This window comes from Acinetobacter sp. ANC 4173, from assembly GCF_004331255.1.
In the GTDB taxonomy this organism is placed as follows: Bacteria; Pseudomonadota; Gammaproteobacteria; order Pseudomonadales; family Moraxellaceae; genus Acinetobacter.
This window is the reverse complement of the sequence record NZ_SJOF01000006.1, coordinates 47,663-65,977: the sequence shown is the minus strand read 5'-3', so window position 1 is coordinate 65,977 and position 18,315 is coordinate 47,663. Positions and strand designations below refer to the sequence as shown.

At 37.2% G+C, this 18,315-nt stretch carries 16 protein-coding genes; 10 read left to right on the top strand and 6 right to left on the bottom strand.

The window, feature by feature from the left end:
* The first annotated feature begins 17 nt into the window (after positions 1–17).
* The 7 genes from E0H94_RS08760 (at position 18) to E0H94_RS08730 (ending at position 6,944) form a co-directional block, all read left to right on the top strand.
* Positions 18–944 carry a branched-chain amino acid transaminase gene (locus E0H94_RS08760; RefSeq protein WP_131326051.1) on the top strand — a complete coding sequence of 309 codons (927 nt, stop codon included), beginning with the start codon at positions 18–20 and terminating at the stop codon, positions 942–944.
* Between the two features lie 74 nt (positions 945–1,018).
* On the top strand, positions 1,019–1,909 hold the full coding sequence (locus tag E0H94_RS08755) for a mitochondrial fission ELM1 family protein (protein WP_131326050.1): 891 nt from the start codon (positions 1,019–1,021) through the stop codon (positions 1,907–1,909).
* 43 nt (positions 1,910–1,952) lie between these two features.
* Positions 1,953–2,732 carry a polysaccharide deacetylase family protein gene (locus tag E0H94_RS08750; protein WP_413773009.1) on the top strand — a complete coding sequence of 260 codons (780 nt, stop codon included), beginning with the start codon at positions 1,953–1,955 and terminating at the stop codon, positions 2,730–2,732.
* A gap of 2 nt (positions 2,733–2,734) precedes the next feature.
* Positions 2,735–3,718, top strand: a complete 984-nt coding sequence (locus E0H94_RS08745) for a glycosyltransferase (protein WP_131326049.1) — start codon at positions 2,735–2,737, stop codon at positions 3,716–3,718.
* 12 nt (positions 3,719–3,730) lie between these two features.
* Positions 3,731–4,759, top strand: coding sequence for an ELM1/GtrOC1 family putative glycosyltransferase (locus E0H94_RS08740; protein ID WP_165495599.1), 1,029 nt, complete (start codon positions 3,731–3,733; stop codon positions 4,757–4,759).
* An 8-nt stretch (positions 4,760–4,767) separates the two neighbouring features.
* A complete protein-coding gene (locus E0H94_RS08735) occupies positions 4,768–5,814 on the top strand; it encodes a glycosyltransferase family 4 protein (RefSeq protein WP_131326047.1) in 1,047 nt (348 codons plus the stop codon).
* A gap of 38 nt (positions 5,815–5,852) precedes the next feature.
* Positions 5,853–6,944, top strand: coding sequence for a glycosyltransferase (locus tag E0H94_RS08730; RefSeq protein WP_131326046.1), 1,092 nt, complete (start codon positions 5,853–5,855; stop codon positions 6,942–6,944).
* A 19-nt stretch (positions 6,945–6,963) separates the two neighbouring features.
* On the opposite strand, the gene E0H94_RS08725 is transcribed toward E0H94_RS08730, so the two are convergent.
* Positions 6,964–7,809, bottom strand: coding sequence for a glycosyltransferase family A protein (locus tag E0H94_RS08725; RefSeq protein ID WP_131326045.1), 846 nt, complete (start codon positions 7,807–7,809; stop codon positions 6,964–6,966).
* A 286-nt stretch (positions 7,810–8,095) separates the two neighbouring features.
* Positions 8,096–9,148 carry a polysaccharide pyruvyl transferase family protein gene (locus E0H94_RS08720; protein ID WP_131326044.1) on the bottom strand — a complete coding sequence of 351 codons (1,053 nt, stop codon included), beginning with the start codon at positions 9,146–9,148 and terminating at the stop codon, positions 8,096–8,098.
* 107 nt (positions 9,149–9,255) lie between these two features.
* Here E0H94_RS08720 and E0H94_RS08715 point away from each other — a divergent pair, with 107 nt between their 5' ends.
* Positions 9,256–10,218: a hypothetical protein gene (locus E0H94_RS08715; protein ID WP_131326043.1), complete on the top strand. Its 963-nt coding sequence runs from the start codon at positions 9,256–9,258 to the stop codon at positions 10,216–10,218.
* A 10-nt stretch (positions 10,219–10,228) separates the two neighbouring features.
* Here E0H94_RS08715 and E0H94_RS08710 read toward each other — a convergent pair whose 3' ends face one another.
* From E0H94_RS08710 to E0H94_RS08695, 4 genes are all read right to left on the bottom strand, one after another.
* Positions 10,229–10,453 (bottom strand): hypothetical protein, encoded by a 225-nt coding sequence (locus E0H94_RS08710; RefSeq protein ID WP_131326042.1) that lies wholly within the window; start codon positions 10,451–10,453, stop codon positions 10,229–10,231.
* A gap of 164 nt (positions 10,454–10,617) precedes the next feature.
* Positions 10,618–11,490: a lysophospholipid acyltransferase family protein gene (locus tag E0H94_RS08705; RefSeq protein WP_131326041.1), complete on the bottom strand. Its 873-nt coding sequence runs from the start codon at positions 11,488–11,490 to the stop codon at positions 10,618–10,620.
* Between the two features lie 307 nt (positions 11,491–11,797).
* Positions 11,798–13,585 carry an aspartate--tRNA ligase gene (aspS, locus tag E0H94_RS08700; RefSeq protein WP_131326040.1) on the bottom strand — a complete coding sequence of 596 codons (1,788 nt, stop codon included), beginning with the start codon at positions 13,583–13,585 and terminating at the stop codon, positions 11,798–11,800.
* Positions 13,586–13,736: 151 nt separating this feature from the next.
* A complete protein-coding gene (locus E0H94_RS08695) occupies positions 13,737–14,501 on the bottom strand; it encodes a DUF4184 family protein (RefSeq protein WP_131326039.1) in 765 nt (254 codons plus the stop codon).
* A 158-nt stretch (positions 14,502–14,659) separates the two neighbouring features.
* Here E0H94_RS08695 and znuD point away from each other — a divergent pair, with 158 nt between their 5' ends.
* On the top strand, positions 14,660–16,714 hold the full coding sequence (gene znuD / locus E0H94_RS08690) for a zinc piracy TonB-dependent receptor ZnuD (protein WP_131326038.1): 2,055 nt from the start codon (positions 14,660–14,662) through the stop codon (positions 16,712–16,714).
* A gap of 105 nt (positions 16,715–16,819) precedes the next feature.
* Positions 16,820–18,283 (top strand): phospholipase D family protein, encoded by a 1,464-nt coding sequence (locus E0H94_RS08685; protein ID WP_131326037.1) that lies wholly within the window; start codon positions 16,820–16,822, stop codon positions 18,281–18,283.
* The last annotated feature ends 32 nt before the right edge of the window (positions 18,284–18,315 follow it).

Genomic DNA, 18,315 nt, shown 5'->3' with positions numbered 1-18,315 from the left:
AATTTGGAGTGTGTGCCATGAATTTGGCTGATCGTGATGGTTTTATTTGGCAAGATGGACAATTGGTTGACTGGCGTGAAGCGAAAGTTCACGTTTTAACGCATACTTTGCACTACAGTATGGGTGTCTTTGAAGGTGTGCGTGCTTACGAGACACCAAAAGGTACAGCGATTTTCCGTTTAAAAGACCACACTAAGCGTTTGCTTAATTCTGCAAAAATTTATCAAATGAAAGTTCCATTTGATCAAGCGACGCTAGAACAAGCTCAAATTGATGTGGTTCGTGAAAATAAATTAGCATCTTGCTATTTACGCCCTTTAATCTGGATTGGGTCTGAAAAACTGGGTATTGCAGCGACCAACAACACCATTCATGCCGCAGTTGCAGCGTGGGGTTGGGGTGCATATTTGGGTGAAGAAGCTATGGCGAAAGGGATTCGCGTAAAAACTTCTTCGTTTACGCATCACCATCCAAACGTGACCATGTGTAAAGCAAAAGCTTCGGGCAACTATACTTTGTCTATTTTGGCCCACCAAGAAGTTGCACATTCAGGTTACGATGAAGCAATGTTAATGGATCCTCAAGGCTATGTATGCCAAGGTTCTGGCGAAAACGTATTCCTCGTGAAAGATGGTGTATTGCATACCCCAGATATTTCAGGTGGTGCGCTTGACGGTATTACGCGTCAAACGGTGATTACCATTGCCAAAGACTTAGGTTATGAGGTAGTAGAACGCCGTATTACGCGTGATGAGTTCTACATTGCCGATGAAGCATTCTTTACGGGTACAGCTGCGGAAGTGACACCAATTCGTGAATACGATGACCGTCAAATTGGTTGTGGTGTACGTGGCCCAATTACGACTGAAATTCAAAAGACTTACTTTGATGCAGTTCAAGGTCGTAACGACAAATATGCACATTGGTTGACTTACGTAAACTAAGTTGATCGGTTAAGATTAAAAGGCGAGACTTCGGTTTCGCCTTTTTTATTGAAATTTTATCATGGTTTAAGTTTATGCATATTGTCTATGTCAGTGATGGAAAAGCAGGACATCGTTCACAAGCACTTGGCTTGTTTAACGCTATACAAAGACAATCTGTAGAAACCGTGAGTTTTGAAGAGATTTCGATCAATGACTTGGCCATATTCCCTTTGTTGACAGGATTCTTTCGCAGATCTATTCCCCAGCTCCAAACTACACCCGATTTTATTTTTGGTGTGGGCAGTCATACCCAATTACGTGTGTTGTTGCTTGGAAAAATTTATACTCAAGCCAAAACTGTGATTTTGATGAAACCGAATTATCCATTCGCTTGGTTTGATTATAGTGTGATTCCGGCACATGATGATGTTCAAGCATCTGATCATGTGATTGTGACCCAAGGTGCATTGAATCCAATCGTGAATGAGCAAAGTCATCAATCTGGACGGATTTTAATTGCTTTGGGTGGTTCATCCAAACGACATCAATGGCATGATGAAAAAGTATTTACCTCCATTCAAACGATTGTCGAACAACATTCGGATAGCGAAATTGTGCTGACCACCTCACGCCGAACACCAACATCTTTTGTAGCGCGTTTGAATGCATATCCCTTTTTACCTCATGTACGCTTTTTTCCTGTAGAACAGACGCCGCAAGGCTGGATTTTTGAAGAAATGCAAAAGGCAGAGGCGGTTTGGGTTACGGAAGATAGCGTCTCGATGATTTATGAGGCACTGACTGCTGGTTGTAGAGTTGGCGTGATTGCTATGGATCGGATGAAACAAGATCGAATTACGACATCGGTAGATGGATTATTGGCGAAAGGAATTGTCTCGGAATCGCTCTTGTTCGCTCAGTTGCCCGAACCAAATGCTTTTAAAGAAGCAGAGCGTGTGGCAACATATCTTCTCGCTCAATAAGCAGAAGTTGCCTGTGATTTACTTATTTCTTGTTCTGTTCGTGATGGTGGTACTGTTTAGTTATAAGTATGCTTGGTGGAAGCCAGCTATAGACTGGAAACGACCACGTGTACTGATGTATCACATGGTACGAGAGCATATGGATGGGGCAAAATTTAATAAGCTGCGAGTTACACCTGAACAATTTGAGCAGCAAGTTGCATGGATGAGCGCGCAAGGTTTTCATTTTGTTACGATGCAAGAATTACAACAGAATTGGGGACAACACCCTGAAAAAACCGTCGCAATTACTTTTGATGATGGTTATTTGGATAACTTAGAAAATGCGTATCCGATTTTAGAAAAATATCAAGCCAAAGCCACCATTTATGTGGTGGTTGATCGGCATGATCGTGACTGGTCGACTTATAAAAAAGCCCATCATAATAGCGGTGAACTGGCACGTGAACCGAAACTCAATGATGAGCAAGTGAAGTTTTTGGCCCGGAGTGGTTGGGTTGAAATTGGCTCACACACCATGACCCACGCCAATCTAGCTAAACTTGATGATACTGAATGCCTTCAAGAGTTAGCTGATTCTAAACAACAACTTGAACAATTAATTCAACAGCCCGTGACCAGTTTTGCCTATCCTTTTGGGATTTATTCTGCACGTGATGTGGCGTTGGCAAAACAGGCTGGCTATCACAATGCGGTAACAACCATTGAAGGTATTGATGCTGAGCAACCTGATTTTATGCAGTTGCAACGCATTAAAATTAGTGGGAAAGATTCACTCTTTGCAGTGAAGTTAAGACTTAAATTGGGCAAGCGTGAGGGCTAAATATGAACATTACGCTTGTAATGGCCAGTGATGAAGACGGTGGTTTAGAAAAGCATGTGTTAGAACTTGCGGAAGGGCTCGCGCAGTTTCATCAAGTTTCTTTAATTGCACATCAAAAATATCAAAGCCAACTGTCTGAGAAGGTCAATTTTGTTACCTTTGATATGAGCGGCAGCCGCTATAACCCATGGACGAAATATCAACTAAAAAAAGTCATTCTGGCAACTCAGCCTGATATTTTACATGCGCATGCTTCTAAAACTGCGAAGCTGTTACAAGGTATGCTCAAACAATTTAGTTTTCCAAGTGTGGTGACTGTTCACGGCAAAAAGAAAAGTAATCAGGCGTATTTTGCATTTGATCACGTAATTGCCGTGAGTCGTTCGGTTGCGGAGATTTTAAATCAACCGAATAAAACTACAGTTGTTTATAACGGCACTAAAATTACTGTATCGCCAACACCTTTTCAGAAAAACCGAAAGTTTATTGCGATTGGGCGTTTAAATTCGGTGAAAGGTTTTGATCTGTTACTAGAGGCTTGGAAATATATTCCACATTCACTTTCAATTGTTGGAGAAGGTGAGGAGCGGAGCAAGCTTGAACAACTGATTCAGCAGTATCAATTGTCTAATCGGGTTTCTTTGTTAGGCTATCGTTCAGATATTCATACGTTGATCAATGAACATGAAGCATTAATTGTTTCATCATTGCGTGAGGGTGGTCCTTATACTTTGGCAGAAAGCCTATTATTGAATCGACCTGTATTGGGTACTGATGTTGGAATGATGGCAGAATTTGTTCCAGCGGAATTCTTATGTGAGGCAGGGAGCAGTAATGCTTTAAATACCTTGCTTCAGCATTATTTACAAGTCGCAGACCCCTCTATGGATTTTGCATCTGCGTATGCAATGGCGCAAGAACAGCTTACTTTTCAGAAAATGATTGAACATACCTTACAAATTTATCAATCTTTGCTTGTGTCATAAATGGGATTTAATATGAGCCAACAGCCACTTATTCTTGCACTTACCGATGGCAAAGCAGGTCATGAAACCCAGACACAGGGAATTATACAGCTTTTAAATCAACAGCAAACTTATGAGGTGGAATGGCTCACACTCAAATTACCCAGCAAATGGCACTATCGAATACTGAAATGGTTGATGAAATTCAGTCCGAACACAGCATGGTTGACTGCATTTTTGTCCCGTGAGCAACTGGTCAGCCTCAAGCAGAAAAAAGTTGCTTATATTGTATCCGCTGGCGGAAATACACTTTTGCCCAATGCATTACTTAAGCTTGAACTCTCCAAAACACAAGCTGTAAAAAATATTGTGGCAAGTTCTTTGCGTGGCATCAAGTCTCATTATTTTGATGTTGTGTTTACCATAGATATTAATAAGCAAGGTATTCAACCCTTTGTATATTATCCAATTGCTCCAAATAAGATGTTAAGTTTTAATTTGGAAGATGAAAAAAAAAGTGCACTTAAAGTACTAAATCTTCCAGTGAATAAGGTTGTTATTAGTATTTTAATTGGTGCAGATACTAAAGAGGTACAAATAGGCACAATTAATGAGTGGGTTGGTTGGTTACACCATTTAGTGCAACAATCCCCAGAGAGTTATTTTATTATTTCTACCTCAAGAAGAACATTACAAGAATTTGAATTAGCTCTCAAACAATCTTTTGCATTAACTAAGAATGTTCGATTAATTTTGGTAGGGCAAGGTAATAACCAGCGGATTCAAGATGTTATTTATGCTTCAAATATGGTAATTTGCTCCCCAGATTCGACGTCGATGATTAGTGAAGGTTTAATTGCTGGAAAAAAACTATTTGTACCATTATTTAAACATTCTAAATTGAGTGATAACTTTCAAAAGTATTATGTTCAGCTGGAGCAAGATATGCCTATATCTTGTAGTCCAATTAATACCATTGTTGATTTTAATACGAAAGAATTAAGGGTAATAAACCATGCTCAGAATTTAGAGCAAGCATTTAAGAATATTCTAAATAAATAGGTGTGGCTGTGAAAATTGTAAATACTGTCTATGGAGATGCATCAGGCGGGCGCTGGCAAGCTATGTTAAATACTCATGATGCTTTAGCTAGTCAAGGACATCAAATGTGGATTGTTGCTGGGGATGAAAATAGGCACCTTAGTACAGGGAATCGTCAATTTTTTGCTTTGAACAGTTCTGGCTTTTATGATGTATGGGCTGCTTGGCGCTTAAATTTTTGGCTAAGAAAAGAGCGTCCTGATTTTATTATTGCTCATAGTGGTAGAGCTGTCTATTTATTTAAAAATGCTATGTTACTTGGTGGTATCAAGATACCTGTTTTAGCGATGAATCACAGTCATAATGTAAAGCGAACACTGAGAGCGGATGGTTTTATTCATATTACACCGCATGTGGGGGAATGTGTTGCGCAAGCAGCAAAATGCAAAGGTATCGACTTAACTAAAAAGCCACAGACGGTTATTTCAAATTTAATTCATTTACCTGATGACTCCCCGTCTTTTTCAGAAACTGTGGGGCAGCCAGTTGTTTTGGGTATCATGACGCGATTGGTTGAATATAAAGGTACTCATTTAGCAATTTCTGCTGTAGAGCAATTAAAGAAACAAAAGTATAAAGTGAAGTTGCTTATTGCTGGGGATGGTGAGCAGAAAGAAGCTTTAATTCAGCAAGTTAAAGATTTAAATTTAGAAAATGAAGTGAATTTTCTAGGCTGGATTAATGGTGAAGATAAAAGAAAATTTTATAAAGATATCGATATTGCACTTGTTCCAACTATGAATGATACACAACCTCTGGCTATTCTCGATGCATTTGCATGGGGTAAACCAGTTGTGGCAAGTGATCATATTAGTGTACAGCAGATTATTCGTCATGGTGAAAATGGATACATGGTAAAACAAAATGATATTAAAAGTTTGGCTGAAAAAATAAGCTATTTAATAGATCATCCTGAAAATTTAAAATTAATAGCAATAGAAGGCTATAAAGATGTTATTCAAAAATATCAGTTTAGTAAAATAGCTGAAAAATTAAATGCCTTTGTATCGCGATAATTTATTATCTTTAATTTAATAATTATGGGGTCTTGCTGATGATAAATTTATTATTTGTTGTTGATAATTTAGGTTGTGGTGGTGCACAAAGTATTACATGTACTTTAGTGAATTATTTGAGTCAATCTCAAGCTATTAATGTTACAGTTTGCACATTAGATAATAAAAATCAACAACAAGCGTTGGATTCAAAGGTTGAACTAATTGATTTAAAGTTAAGTCATGAATTTTCATATGGAAAATTATGGAAGCATAAAGTATTAACAGAAAGTGAAACTAAGTTAATTAATCAGAGTATAAATAGTCGAAATTTTGATTTAATTGTACTAGGTTTTCATAATGGTTATTATTTGTATGATTATCTAAGACAAACTGAAAAAATCTGGTTCTGGATGCATGGAGCAGTATTGGAAAAGCGAATATCAGCTAATCTAGCTGGTCAGATTAATAATTATTTTCGTTACTTAAGACATAAAAAATATTTTAAAAAATTATTAGATCAAAAGAAAATTATAGCTGTAAGTGAAAATTTGCAGGAAATGTATAAAAAAATTCTTATTCATTCTGAGTTCAGAGTTATTCCAAATGGAATTAACTTGCCAAAACAAAATATGCATTCCTCAAAAGAATGGGATGTGTTATTTATTGGACGTTTGGTTAAACTTAAGCAGGTTGATCATGCAATTAAAGCATTTTATTCAGCAAGATTAACTGGGAAAATGGCAATTTTAGGTGATGGTCCAGAAATTTTTTCACTAAAAAAATTAGTTAGAGAATTAAATCTAGAGCAAAAAATTGAGTTTCTTGGTTGGTCTAATGATCCTGAACAATTTATTAAAAAAAGTAAGTGTGTAGTCTTATGCTCATCAAGTGAAGGAAGTCCTGTATCATTATTAGAGGCTTTAAGTTTAAATACTCCTATTGTAAGCTACGATTCTAGTAGTAGTATTAAGTTATTATTTAATAATGTAATAATGCAACCTTATTTAGTGCCTAAGCAAGATATCAATGAGCTTTCATTAGCTTTGAGTTCTTGTGTAAATAAAAATTATAGTATTCCAAAAGAAGTAATAGAGCTTATTGATATAAAAACTATGGGTAACTCCTTCTTGAAATTAATTGAATTATAGCTTTAGGTCCTTAAAAGGCCTAAAGATTTTTTTTAGTTTTTAAGCCCAATATTGCTTTAGTTTTATAGTATATCTTTTCTGAAATAAGTACCTTTAATAGATTCTTAGGTTTTATTAATTTTTTTAAATACCATTTGTAGAATAAAATTTCAAATGGTGATGATAAAATGTGTTTAAATAAAATTAAAAAACTAGTCGAATTTTCATAAAGATTGGACAGTGAAAGACCATCACTGTAATATTCGATTACTTTTACTGATTTTGGAATGATTCTTATTTTTGAGGGAATCTTATAATAGAAGATGTGTTCGTAACCATTTTTAAAATGCTTGTCTGGATAGCGGATATTCTTTACTCCATCTAATTTAAAGACAAAATGTTTATCACCTTTATATTTTTTTACAAAACTAGAGTATTTTATTTGATCGTATTCAGCAAAATCACTATTTCTAAAGATATGTTGAGAATTTGATGTACAATTAAAACAATACCATATGCTATGTTCTATTCTAATTTCTTCGGAAATTGTATCTAAACAATTTTCAACTAAGTAGTCATCGTCACTCAATGTAAAAAAATAAGAGTTATCAATATTTTTACTTTCAAATATTGAATCTAATACTAAGTTTCTTGACTTATTTACACCAATATTGTGACTTTTGATGTATTCAATATTTGGGTTTTCTTGAATTAAAGCTTCTAGTGTACTGTAATCTTCAGTTGATCCATCATTAAATATTATTAGTTTATAGTTTTTATAATTTTGAGATAAGACTGACTTAACTGCTCTTTGAACTAGTTTTGGACGATTGAAAGTAGGTAAAATAATATAAAAAAAAGGTAAGGGATTTTTAATTTCTTTCATAATAAGATTTGATTTTAGGGTTCGGGAATGATCTGATAAAATTGTATTATATATTTTTTAATATGTAAATTATTCTTGAGTTTATGTGTAAAAATAGATTTGAGGTTTAATAATTAATAACATATAGAGATACAAAGTCATGATTGATAATTTTTATACAAGAAATATTATATATAATTCATCCTATTGATTTGAATTTTTCGATTAAGTTAGGAAATTTTTAAAAAATCATATAATGAAAACTTAGAAAATAATAAATAATGATATTGGATCGTTTAAATGAGATTCAAGTCACATTCTTAATTTTTGAAGATAAAATAATTACATTAAAAATATTTGAGTGCAAAGTTTTTGCATGGTGATTAAAATGTAGGAGCTTTTCTATTTCATTATCAGAATATTTGGCACGTTGATAAAGTTCATCATTCGTAAACTCCTTTAATTCCTCAAGTGTAATATGGCGGTCATCCAACCCAATATCCTCAAGAAGGTTTTTCATTTTATTTGTGTTAGACGCTATGATAAGTACAGGAATTTGCATTTGTAAACAAAAACATAAGCAATGATAACGACCAGTGATAACGAACTTGCTTTGCAGAAGTTTATTTTTAAATTCTACTGTATTATCAATAGCATACGATAAATCTTGATAAAATCTACGAGGTTTGAAAAGTCCAAAACTGATATTTGATAAGATGTTGTATAATTTTTGTTTATTAAGCTTTTTATTGTTGTAGCCAACAATCCCTTCTTTTGTTGGAAGTTTTCGGGTTATTGGGTAATAACTGAATTTTCGAGTTCTAGAGATTTCAAATAACTGATCGGCTATACCAGCGTAAACTGAATCATTAACGATAATATTATTTGTAGAAAGAATTCTTTTTTCTAGTATGTTGTGATTGGAGATAAACGTTAAGTCTGGTGCATAGTAAAGCTGTGGCAGATTATAATTTTTGAGAGTATGAAAACTTTTTTGATCACGAAGTGTAATTAAATCAAAGTTTTGGATCAAGCCGATCCAACTATCAGGGTTATTTTCCCAAGTACTATTAATTAAAGCAACAAATTTATTTCTTAACTTTGCTTGATGTCCAAGTTTAAGTAGAAAGAATCCATACGCTGATGCACTGTGAAGTGTTCCTTCACCATTTATAAGTACTACATCTATAGAGTTTAAAATTATTTCCCATTTTTCTTCAGAAATCTTTTGCCCAGTACATAAGGTTAAGATTTCTGCATTAGCGTCTTGTATACAGAGTGATTCAATGAGATTCTGCATGACAACTTCACAACCATGGTGCAAGCCTGAACGAGTATCATTGAGAAGAAAGTAGCGCATGGGAATTGGAATCCAAAGAATTTATTAAATTATAAATTATACTGAACATATTCTATTATTTATTGAAAAAATGTATAGTCAAAAAATCCTCTTTTTTGCTAATTACTATGAAGCGACTTTTTATTGTTCGAACGCCGTTACAGTTGTTTAATGCTTTTGAGGCAAAAAATCTCTTTTTCGATGTTGCTGTAAAAAATGAGTTATTGGTAGTTTATGGTTCGGACACAGATCTAAATATTATTAAAAAAATGCTAGCTGAATTTCATGATTGGGATCGCATAATTTTTCAAAAATTTTACGGTTTAAGTAAAAAACTTTATGCATTTGAATTAAAAAAACACTTCTCGAATGAATGTTATTTAGATATTTTTACTGGAATGATTTACCACATTCCTCTACACCTAATGAATACTGTATCGGCAAAAAATTACTGGTTGTTAGATGATGGTAATGAGACTCGTCTGATTGTAAAGAACTTAAATGAGGGAAAGTACTACAGGAAGAATAAGTCAAAATTTTTTTTAGGAATTAATCAGAATCCTAATGTACTAAAAAAATTAAGATTATTTACATTATATAGTGATTTAAAAACGAATCATCCTATTTTATTGAATGATTATAGGATGTTTAAGCAAAGGGTTGATTTTCTGGAAATCCGTAAAAATAGTTGTTTAATTATAGGTTCAAATTTAATCGGAACTTATTTGAATTGCGAAAACAGTTATTTAGATATCTTAAAAAAATTGAAAGAAAAGTATAATAATTTAGAGCTTTGGTATGCACCTCATCGATATATCTCTGAGGAAACGCTTAAAAAAATTGAGCAGATCGGATATTTAATTTTTAAATATGATTGTATCTTAGAAGTAGCGCAAATGTTTCAAGGATGGCGTTTTGAGAAATACCTTTCAATTCGTTCTACAGCTATTGATACTCTTAAAATTTTATATGGTATTAATGGGTATTATATTAGGCTACCAAAACAATACTTTGTTTCTGAGAGTAAATGGCAGGAATGTGAAGAGATTTGGTCTTCATCAGATTATGTTTATGATTTAAATGAATTCTAAGAAAACAACTTCAGTTGTTTTCTTTATCCGGATTGCCTTTAAGCACCATGTAAATCAAACCGACAAAAATAGCAAAGGCACCACCTAAACTACTCACGCAGAAATATAAAATACGGTCAGAGGTGTCTAGGTTAAATAAACCATTGGCAAGAATATAGCGCATGAATAACCACTGGACGACTGCAAAAACAATTACCACAAGACCACGACGGCGGACTTCAGGACGCATAGCCATAAGCTTGCTCATCTATCAATATAAAACTGCGGGCTATTATGCCACTGCTCAGAATTGATCTCAAATGAATAAAACCAATTAGCTCAATGCTATACAAATTCATATAAATTTGAGCTTTTATTTTTATAATCCAAACACATTCTTAAAGAAAGTCAGATCGTGGATTATTTGCAGTAAATATTGACATTGCCATAACAATTTCTGAAGCGTTTGTATGACCAGATATATTGCTCGGGTGCAAGCTGAATCATCTCTTGCATTGCCAGATTTAAGCTGTCCACGGACTGTTGTAAATCTTTTGAAAGAATCGTTTGAGGCAATTCGGTGCAATATACATCAAAACTGGATAATTCAGGATTACGGATACAGCTTAAGCCAATGACATTGCATTGCGTCTTGGCCGCCATTTTCGAAACCAATGTGGCCGATAGTGTATTTTGCTGGAAGAAATGTGAATAAATTCCGCCAGAAGCTTTAGGTAAATGATCAGGTAAAACGACAGTCAGGCCGCCTTGCTTTAGATGTTTAAAAATTTGACGTATTCCTGTTTCATCTGTTGGTACTAATGTGGCATTAAATTTCTGTCGGGCATTTAAAATATACCGATTCACACCTTTTATTTTGTCAGGTTTGTACATGATCATGGGTTGCGTATAAAGATTTAACCAAGCATTTAACAGTTCCCAACAACCAAAGTGAGGAATGACCACAATCACACCTTTTTGATTGGCCAGAGCCTTTTCTAAGAGCTCTGCACCATGAATATTCTTGAGTAAGTTGAAGTTGTATTGAGGTGACATTCCCCAGCATTTTACAAATTCGATATAGGTCATGCATTGGCTTTGAATGCTGAGGCGAAGACGCTTTTGTAAGTCTTGTTCATTTAATTCAGGATATGCCAATCGGAGATTAATCGCTGTAATTCGTTTGATGGAGGAGTTTGTATGAAAGAGTAGATAAGCAGTCCAAAGTGCAATTCTTTGTAAAAATGACAAAGGTAAAATTGCGATAAATTTAAGTAAGAAATAAATAGCCATATTTTGACTCAAGAATCTTTTTACCAGAAAGGAGGAGAGAAAATTTTGCAAAGAGACTTAAAAATCTAAGATAGATAGAATCAAAAAAATGAGCATCTTAAGAACAAAATGGATTTTTGAATAGAACAATTAAGGCAGGAACTGCTGCAACAGAATATAGGCTATCGTTGCTTACTCTAAGCGGGATGAGGTAAAAGTTCAAAAGAAAATTTAAAAAATGGTTGGTAAAGATGTAATTTTCAAAAAAGTCATTCATTTAAAAATAAAAAACCCTGCACAAAGGCAGGGTTTTGATTGAAGCGGAAGCTTATGCTTCTTTTGCTTCAACTTTTTGTTTTTCACGTAAACGAATACCAAGGTCACGCAATTGGTTGGCTTCAACTGGCGCTGGTGCTTGAGTCAATGGACATTCAGCAGTCTTGGTTTTCGGGAATGCGATTACATCACGAATTGAAGATGCACCAGTCATCAACATGATCAAACGGTCAAGACCAAATGCCAAACCACCATGCGGAGGCACACCGTAACGTAATGCATTGAGTAAGAAGCTGAATTTTTCTTCTGCTTCTTCTTCGCCAATACCTAATGCTTCAAAAATTGCTTTTTGCATTTCTAAAGTATAGATACGGAGTGAACCACCACCAACTTCAGTGCCGTTCAATACCATGTCGTAAGCAACAGAAAGCGCAGCACCTGGGTTGTTCTTCACTTCTTCAACACTTGATTTTGGCAGTGTGAATGGGTGATGCACAGAAGTCCATTTGCCATCATCTGTTTCTTCAAACATTGGGAAGTCAACTACCCAAAGCGGCGCCCACTCGCAAGTTGCAAGTTTCATGTCATGGCCAATTTTCACACGAAGTGCGCCCATTGCATCATTTACAACTTTGGCTTTGTCTGCACCGAAGAACACGATGTCGCCATTTTCAGCACCAACACGTTTTAACAAATCAAGCACGATTGGCTCAATGAATTTAACGATTGGAGATTGAAGACCTTCGATGCCTTTTTCAAGTTCGTTGACTTTGATGTAAGCCAAACCTTTCGCACCGTAGATGCCAACGAATTTAGTGTATTCGTCAATCGCACTACGTGGCAGCGAACCTGCGCCAGGCACACGTAAAGCCACGATACGACCTTTAGGATCTTTAGCAGGACCAGCGAAGACTTTGAACTCAACGTCTTGCATTAAGTCTGCAACATCAACCAGTTTCAATGGAATACGCATATCTGGTTTGTCAGAGGCATAGTCACGCATTGCATCGGCGTAAGTCATACGTTCAAATTTATCGAATTTTACATTCAATAATTCGTTGAACATTTTAACCGTTAAGCCTTCCATTAAATCCATGATGTCATCGTCACTCATGAACGATGTTTCAACGTCGATTTGGGTAAATTCAGGTTGACGATCTGCACGCAAATCTTCGTCACGGAAACATTTCGCGATTTGGTAGTAACGATCAATACCACCCACCATTAACAATTGTTTGAACAATTGTGGTGATTGTGGAAGCGCGTAGAAGCTACCATTTGAAACACGGCTTGGTACTAAATAGTCACGTGCGCCTTCTGGTGTTGCACGGGTCAAGATTGGTGTTTCAACGTCTAAGAAGCCATGATCTTCGAAGTAATTACGAATTAAGTTAGTCACTTTAGAACGGAAACGTAAACGCTCTAACATTTCTGGACGACGGATGTCCAAGAAACGATATTTCAAACGAATTTCTTCTGAAATATTGGTATTTTCGTCATTCAATGGGAATGGCGGAGTTTCAGACTGAGCAAGAACTTCAATGTCTTTACCCAAAACTTCGATTTGACCGCTCACCATATTGGCATTTTCTGTGCCTTCATAACGGCGACGTACACGGCCTGTAATTTTTAATACGAATTCTGAACGTGCTTTGTCCGCAGTTGCGAATGCTTCAGGAGTATCTGGATCAATAACGACTTGAACTAAACCATCACGGTCACGCATGTCGAGGAAAATAACACCACCGTGGTCACGGCGACGATGTACCCAACCGCAAAGGGTTACTGTTTCATCAATTTGGGCTTCGGTTAAAGAACCGCAGTAATGAGTTCGCATCATAGCGTATAAAATCCAACTATATGGCTAAAGGTAGCGAATACGTAAACAGCGTACCGCCAGAAATAAAGGTAGGATTATGCCTCTTTGGGCATTGACTCTCAAGGTATAGCTTAAAAAAGGCATGAAATAGCATTTAAGCGTTGGTCTAAATTCAGCCTAAACGATGATCACGATCTAAAAATAAAAACAGAATGCAGCCAAAGATCAATATCAGTAAAGCCATTTGGCTAAACTCATTAATACTTCGCCCCGTAAAATAATACAGGTCTGAATGCCAAACTTGCGTGGGGATATAACGCGCATAGTCCCAAAGACTCACCAGACCACCCAAAAGGCTGAATATGAACAGTCCAATTGCAAAGCATTTGATTTGTAAACTGACAGGAAAATGTTGCTGATAGGTTTGGTAATAACGCCAACTCATCCATGCCAACAAGGGGAGAGCCAGTGCCGATGTGCCAATTTGTAAAATGCGGTGTAGCGGATAATAGTGCCCTAACAAAGAAATCTTCTGGCTTAAAAACTCATGTCCGAACAAGGTACGGAAGTCGACATGGGTGAGTCCATCCCAGAATAAATGCGTGGCTGTACCGAGAAGTACTGCCAGAATGATGCCTATTAAAAATTTAAAAATACGTATCGCACTACTGAGCCTGAGTTCATGCTGAATGCCCAAAAAGCGATAAAAACAGGGCCGTAATAGTACGTACCATAGAAGACAAAAGCTGAGTCCAATCCAAAGATCGGGATGAATCAGTGAAGACCAGTAATGGGTGGTATTTGAATTGTCTTGGGTAAACAGACGATTTAAATCTGGCGTCATGCAACCAATAGCAATAGCTGCAATCGGTAATCGGCCACCACTGAGTTTGGCTAAAGGCGGTGCAAGGACAGCATGTGAAATGGTAAATGGCATGAAATCTGGTCAATCCCATAATTCGAGATAAGGCGATAAAATGATAATGCGCTAAAACAGGATAAAGAACTTAGCGGGGAGATTCTGTTTCTTATTGCAAAATAATGGTAATGTTATATTATAACAATTAATGACTTTCACCAGACCAAACCTGACTCATGTTATTTCATAAGAATTTACTTTCCGTTGCGATTCTTGCGGTAATCGCACCTTCTGCATTTGCACAAGATGATGAATCTACGCAAAAATTAGACACCATTCAAGTGACAGCACATCCTTTAGTACAGACCGCCGTGGATTATTCGGCTGCCGATAATGTCATTAAAAGCGATCAGTTGGCACAAGGTGGCACCACCATCGGTGAAGCACTAAGTGATCAGGTCGGGGTATATTCCAATCAGTTTGGTCCAGGTGCCAGTCGCCCCGTGATTCGAGGGCAAGATGCAGCACGTGTCAAAGTCTTGGCAAATGCTTCTGAAACCATGGATGTATCTACGTTATCGCCCGATCATGCGGTTACCGTAGATCCCACTTTAGCCAAGCAAATTGAAATTGTCCGTGGTCCATCAACCTTATTGTACGGGGCTGGAAATGTAGGCGGTTTAGTCAATGTCACGGACAATAAGATTCCGACCCAGATGCCAGAGAACGGCTATGAAGGAAAACTTGGTGTACGTTACAACACAGGCAACGATGAAAAGTTGGCTACAGCAGGGGTAACGGTTGGTTTGGGTGATCAAGTCGCGTTAAGGGTCGAAGGACTGAAACGTGATGCAAATAATTATATTGCTCCAGATTATGTCCATGAAGGTGAAAAAGAACGTCGCGTAGATAACACTTTTGCAGAGTCTCAAAATGTGACTTTAGGACTGTCGTGGATTTATGATCGTGGTTTTACGGGAATTTCTTATACCAATCGTCAAGATCAATATGGATTGCCTGGCCATAATCATGAATATGAAAGCTGTGAAGCGCATTTAACAGGACAACCACATTTAGATTGTGGTGAGCACGATCATGACCATGAAGAAGATGAACATGACCATAGTCATGCGGGACCTTGGGTCGATCTAAAATCCGAGCGTTATGATTTCAGAAGTGAGTTGGCAGACCCATTTGCAGGCTTCCAAAAACTACGTGTACAAGCGAGTTATACCGATTATCAACATGATGAAATTGAAGATGGTCAAGCTGCCACAACCTTTAAAAGCCAAGGTTATGACACGCGTTTAGAATTGCTGCATAACCCGATTGGGGCTTGGGAAGGGGTAATCGGCACTCAATTTGGTCGTCAAAAACTCGATATTACGGGAGAAGAGGCGTTATTTGCGGGGCCAAGTACTACGGATAAATGGAGCGTGTTTGCTTTAGAGCATCGTCAATGGAACGATGTACATTTCGAACTCGCAGCACGTTTGGATCAGCAAAGTATTGATATTGATTCGCCACAAAAAGATTATGACGATCACGCATTTTCCTATTCAGGTGCAGCAAACTGGGCATTTGCACCGAACTATAAATTGTCTTTAGTTGCGTCGCATCAAGAACGTTTACCGATGGCGCAAGAGTTGTATTCGCAAGGTAAGCATCTGGCAACCAATACCTATGAGTTGGGCAATGAAAATTTAGCTGTTGAGAAATCGAATAACCTTGAAGTGGGTTTCCATTACGATACCGATCGACTGAACTATCATGTTCATGTGTTCCATAACTGGTTTGATGATTATATTTATGCGCAGACCTTAGATCGTTATGAAGATTTTCGTTTAATTCAATATACGCAAGATAAAGCACGTTTTTATGGGGCTGAAGGGGAAATTTCATATCAACTGTCGCCAATCTATACCGCCACGTTATTTGGTGACTATGTGCGTGGGAAAATTGATGCTGAAGGGGATGCGCCACGTGTTCCAGGTGGTCGTGTAGGTACACGTTTTGATGCTGATTTTGGTGATGGTTTCTCAGGGACTGCGGAATATTACCGTGCCTTTAAGCAAGATAAAATTGCAGTCTATGAAACAGAAACCGATGGCTACAATATGGTAAATCTGGGTTTAGCTTATGCCGCCCGTCTTTCGGATAAAACAGATTATCGTGTTTATGCCAAAGCCAATAACCTGTTAGATGAAACCGTATATAACCATGCATCATTCTTATCGACACTTCCACAAATGGGGCGGAACTTCACAGTTGGGTTGGAATTTGGTTTCTAAGGAACTATTAGTTTTTTGAATTGATTCAAGGTGATGTCACACAAAGCCACTTGAAAATTGTGTCAAGAAAACCTAGCCTGAACCTATTGGGTTAGGTTTTTTCTTATGCGTATTTTCCGAAAAATTCATCATAAATTAAATTGGACGCCGCGGCGTTATGTTACGGTCATCGTCAGTTTCTTGGCGCTGGGCTATTTGGCTTCTGGGATTTATCACACACTGAAGCCGTTACCTGAAGGTTTAAATTACACAGGAAAATTACGGCATGCCCAAGTGAGGTTTTTAGCAGATCAAACTTATTTAACCCGTGATGGCAAACAGCAGCAACAGCAGGTCATTTTTAATGAAATGTTAAAAATGATTGATGAAGCACAAACCACCATTGTATTGGATATGTTTTTATTCAATAAAGAAGTTGGTGAATCGAAACTGCAACAGCAAGCGCTAACCCAACAATTAACCGATGCCTTAATTTCGAAACGCCGTCAGTTTCCTCAGGTTGAAATTAAATTTATTACCGACCCCATTAATTCGGTCTATGGCAGCGTAGCGCCTGAACATTATCGTCAACTACGTCAAGCGGGGATTGATGTGATTGAAACCGATTTGCGTCCACTGCGGGCATCAAATCCAACTTGGTCAGGTTTCTGGTATTTGTGCTGTCAAAATGCAGGCAATAATCCTGAAAAAGGTTGGTTGCCAAATCCATTTGGTAAAGAACCCATTACCTTACGCAGTTATTTTAATTTATTTAATTTTAAAGCCAATCATCGTAAAACTTTGGTCGTAGATACTGCACAGGGGTGGAAGGCTTTAGTCACTTCTATGAACCCACATGATGGCAGTTCACGACACTCTAATATTGCTTTAGTGGTGACGGGCAATGCCGCGATCGATATTTTAAAGACCGAGCAAGCGGTAGGTCGAATGTCTGGTGGCGATATGCCTGTGATTATTCTGGGTGAGTTAGAAGCCGCCAAAACAGAACCCCAAGTGCAGGTCTTGACGGAACAAGCCATTTTAGAAGCGACGTTAAACTTAATTACGACTGCAAAAAAACACGATCAGATTGATTTGGCCATGTTCTATTTATCCGAACGACAAATTATTCAAGCCCTCATTGCGGCACAAGAGCGCGGTGTGCAATTGCGGGTTTTACTTGATCCGAATAAAGATGCTTTTGGACGTCAAAAAAATGGCATTCCAAACCGTCAGGTGGCATCGGAGTTACATGAAGCAGGCATAGCTGTGCGCTGGTGTAATACTCAAGGTGAACAATGCCACAGCAAGATGATTGTGAAGCATAGTGGCAACAGTAGTGAAATGATTTTAGGCTCAGCCAATTTTACTGCGCGGAATATTAAAAATTATAATTTAGAGACAGACTTACGGGTATTGGGTTCGACTCAAGCCCAAGTGTTTCAAGATGCGAATCAGTACTTTAATACGGCATGGTCAAACCTCGGAGGGAAACAAATGAGTGTGGACTATACCAAGTATGCGGATGACTCAAAGTTGAAATATGCGTTGTATCGTTTTATGGAGTGGAGTGGTTTATCGACGTTTTAAACTTTCATTCAAGCCTTCTTCCAGAGGCAGAA

Excerpts from the sequence above, each read along its gene's own strand:
- E0H94_RS08760 (WP_131326051.1), top strand. The coding sequence starts at position 18 with ATGAATTTGGCTGATCGTGATGGTTTTATTTGGCAAGATGGACAATTG.
- E0H94_RS08755 (WP_131326050.1), top strand. The coding sequence starts at position 1,019 with ATGCATATTGTCTATGTCAGTGATGGAAAAGCAGGACATCGTTCACAA.
- E0H94_RS08750 (WP_413773009.1), top strand. The coding sequence starts at position 1,953 with ATGGTGGTACTGTTTAGTTATAAGTATGCTTGGTGGAAGCCAGCTATA.
- E0H94_RS08745 (WP_131326049.1), top strand. The coding sequence starts at position 2,735 with ATGAACATTACGCTTGTAATGGCCAGTGATGAAGACGGTGGTTTAGAA.
- E0H94_RS08740 (WP_165495599.1), top strand. The coding sequence starts at position 3,731 with ATGAGCCAACAGCCACTTATTCTTGCACTTACCGATGGCAAAGCAGGT.
- E0H94_RS08730 (WP_131326046.1), top strand. The coding sequence starts at position 5,853 with ATGATAAATTTATTATTTGTTGTTGATAATTTAGGTTGTGGTGGTGCA.
- E0H94_RS08725 (WP_131326045.1), bottom strand. The coding sequence starts at position 7,809 with ATGAAAGAAATTAAAAATCCCTTACCTTTTTTTTATATTATTTTACCT.
- E0H94_RS08720 (WP_131326044.1), bottom strand. The coding sequence starts at position 9,148 with ATGCGCTACTTTCTTCTCAATGATACTCGTTCAGGCTTGCACCATGGT.
- E0H94_RS08715 (WP_131326043.1), top strand. The coding sequence starts at position 9,256 with ATGAAGCGACTTTTTATTGTTCGAACGCCGTTACAGTTGTTTAATGCT.
- E0H94_RS08710 (WP_131326042.1), bottom strand. The coding sequence starts at position 10,453 with ATGGCTATGCGTCCTGAAGTCCGCCGTCGTGGTCTTGTGGTAATTGTT.
- E0H94_RS08705 (WP_131326041.1), bottom strand. The coding sequence starts at position 11,490 with ATGGCTATTTATTTCTTACTTAAATTTATCGCAATTTTACCTTTGTCA.
- aspS (WP_131326040.1), bottom strand. The coding sequence starts at position 13,585 with ATGATGCGAACTCATTACTGCGGTTCTTTAACCGAAGCCCAAATTGAT.
- E0H94_RS08695 (WP_131326039.1), bottom strand. The coding sequence starts at position 14,501 with ATGCCATTTACCATTTCACATGCTGTCCTTGCACCGCCTTTAGCCAAA.
- znuD (WP_131326038.1), top strand. The coding sequence starts at position 14,660 with ATGTTATTTCATAAGAATTTACTTTCCGTTGCGATTCTTGCGGTAATC.
- E0H94_RS08685 (WP_131326037.1), top strand. The coding sequence starts at position 16,820 with ATGCGTATTTTCCGAAAAATTCATCATAAATTAAATTGGACGCCGCGG.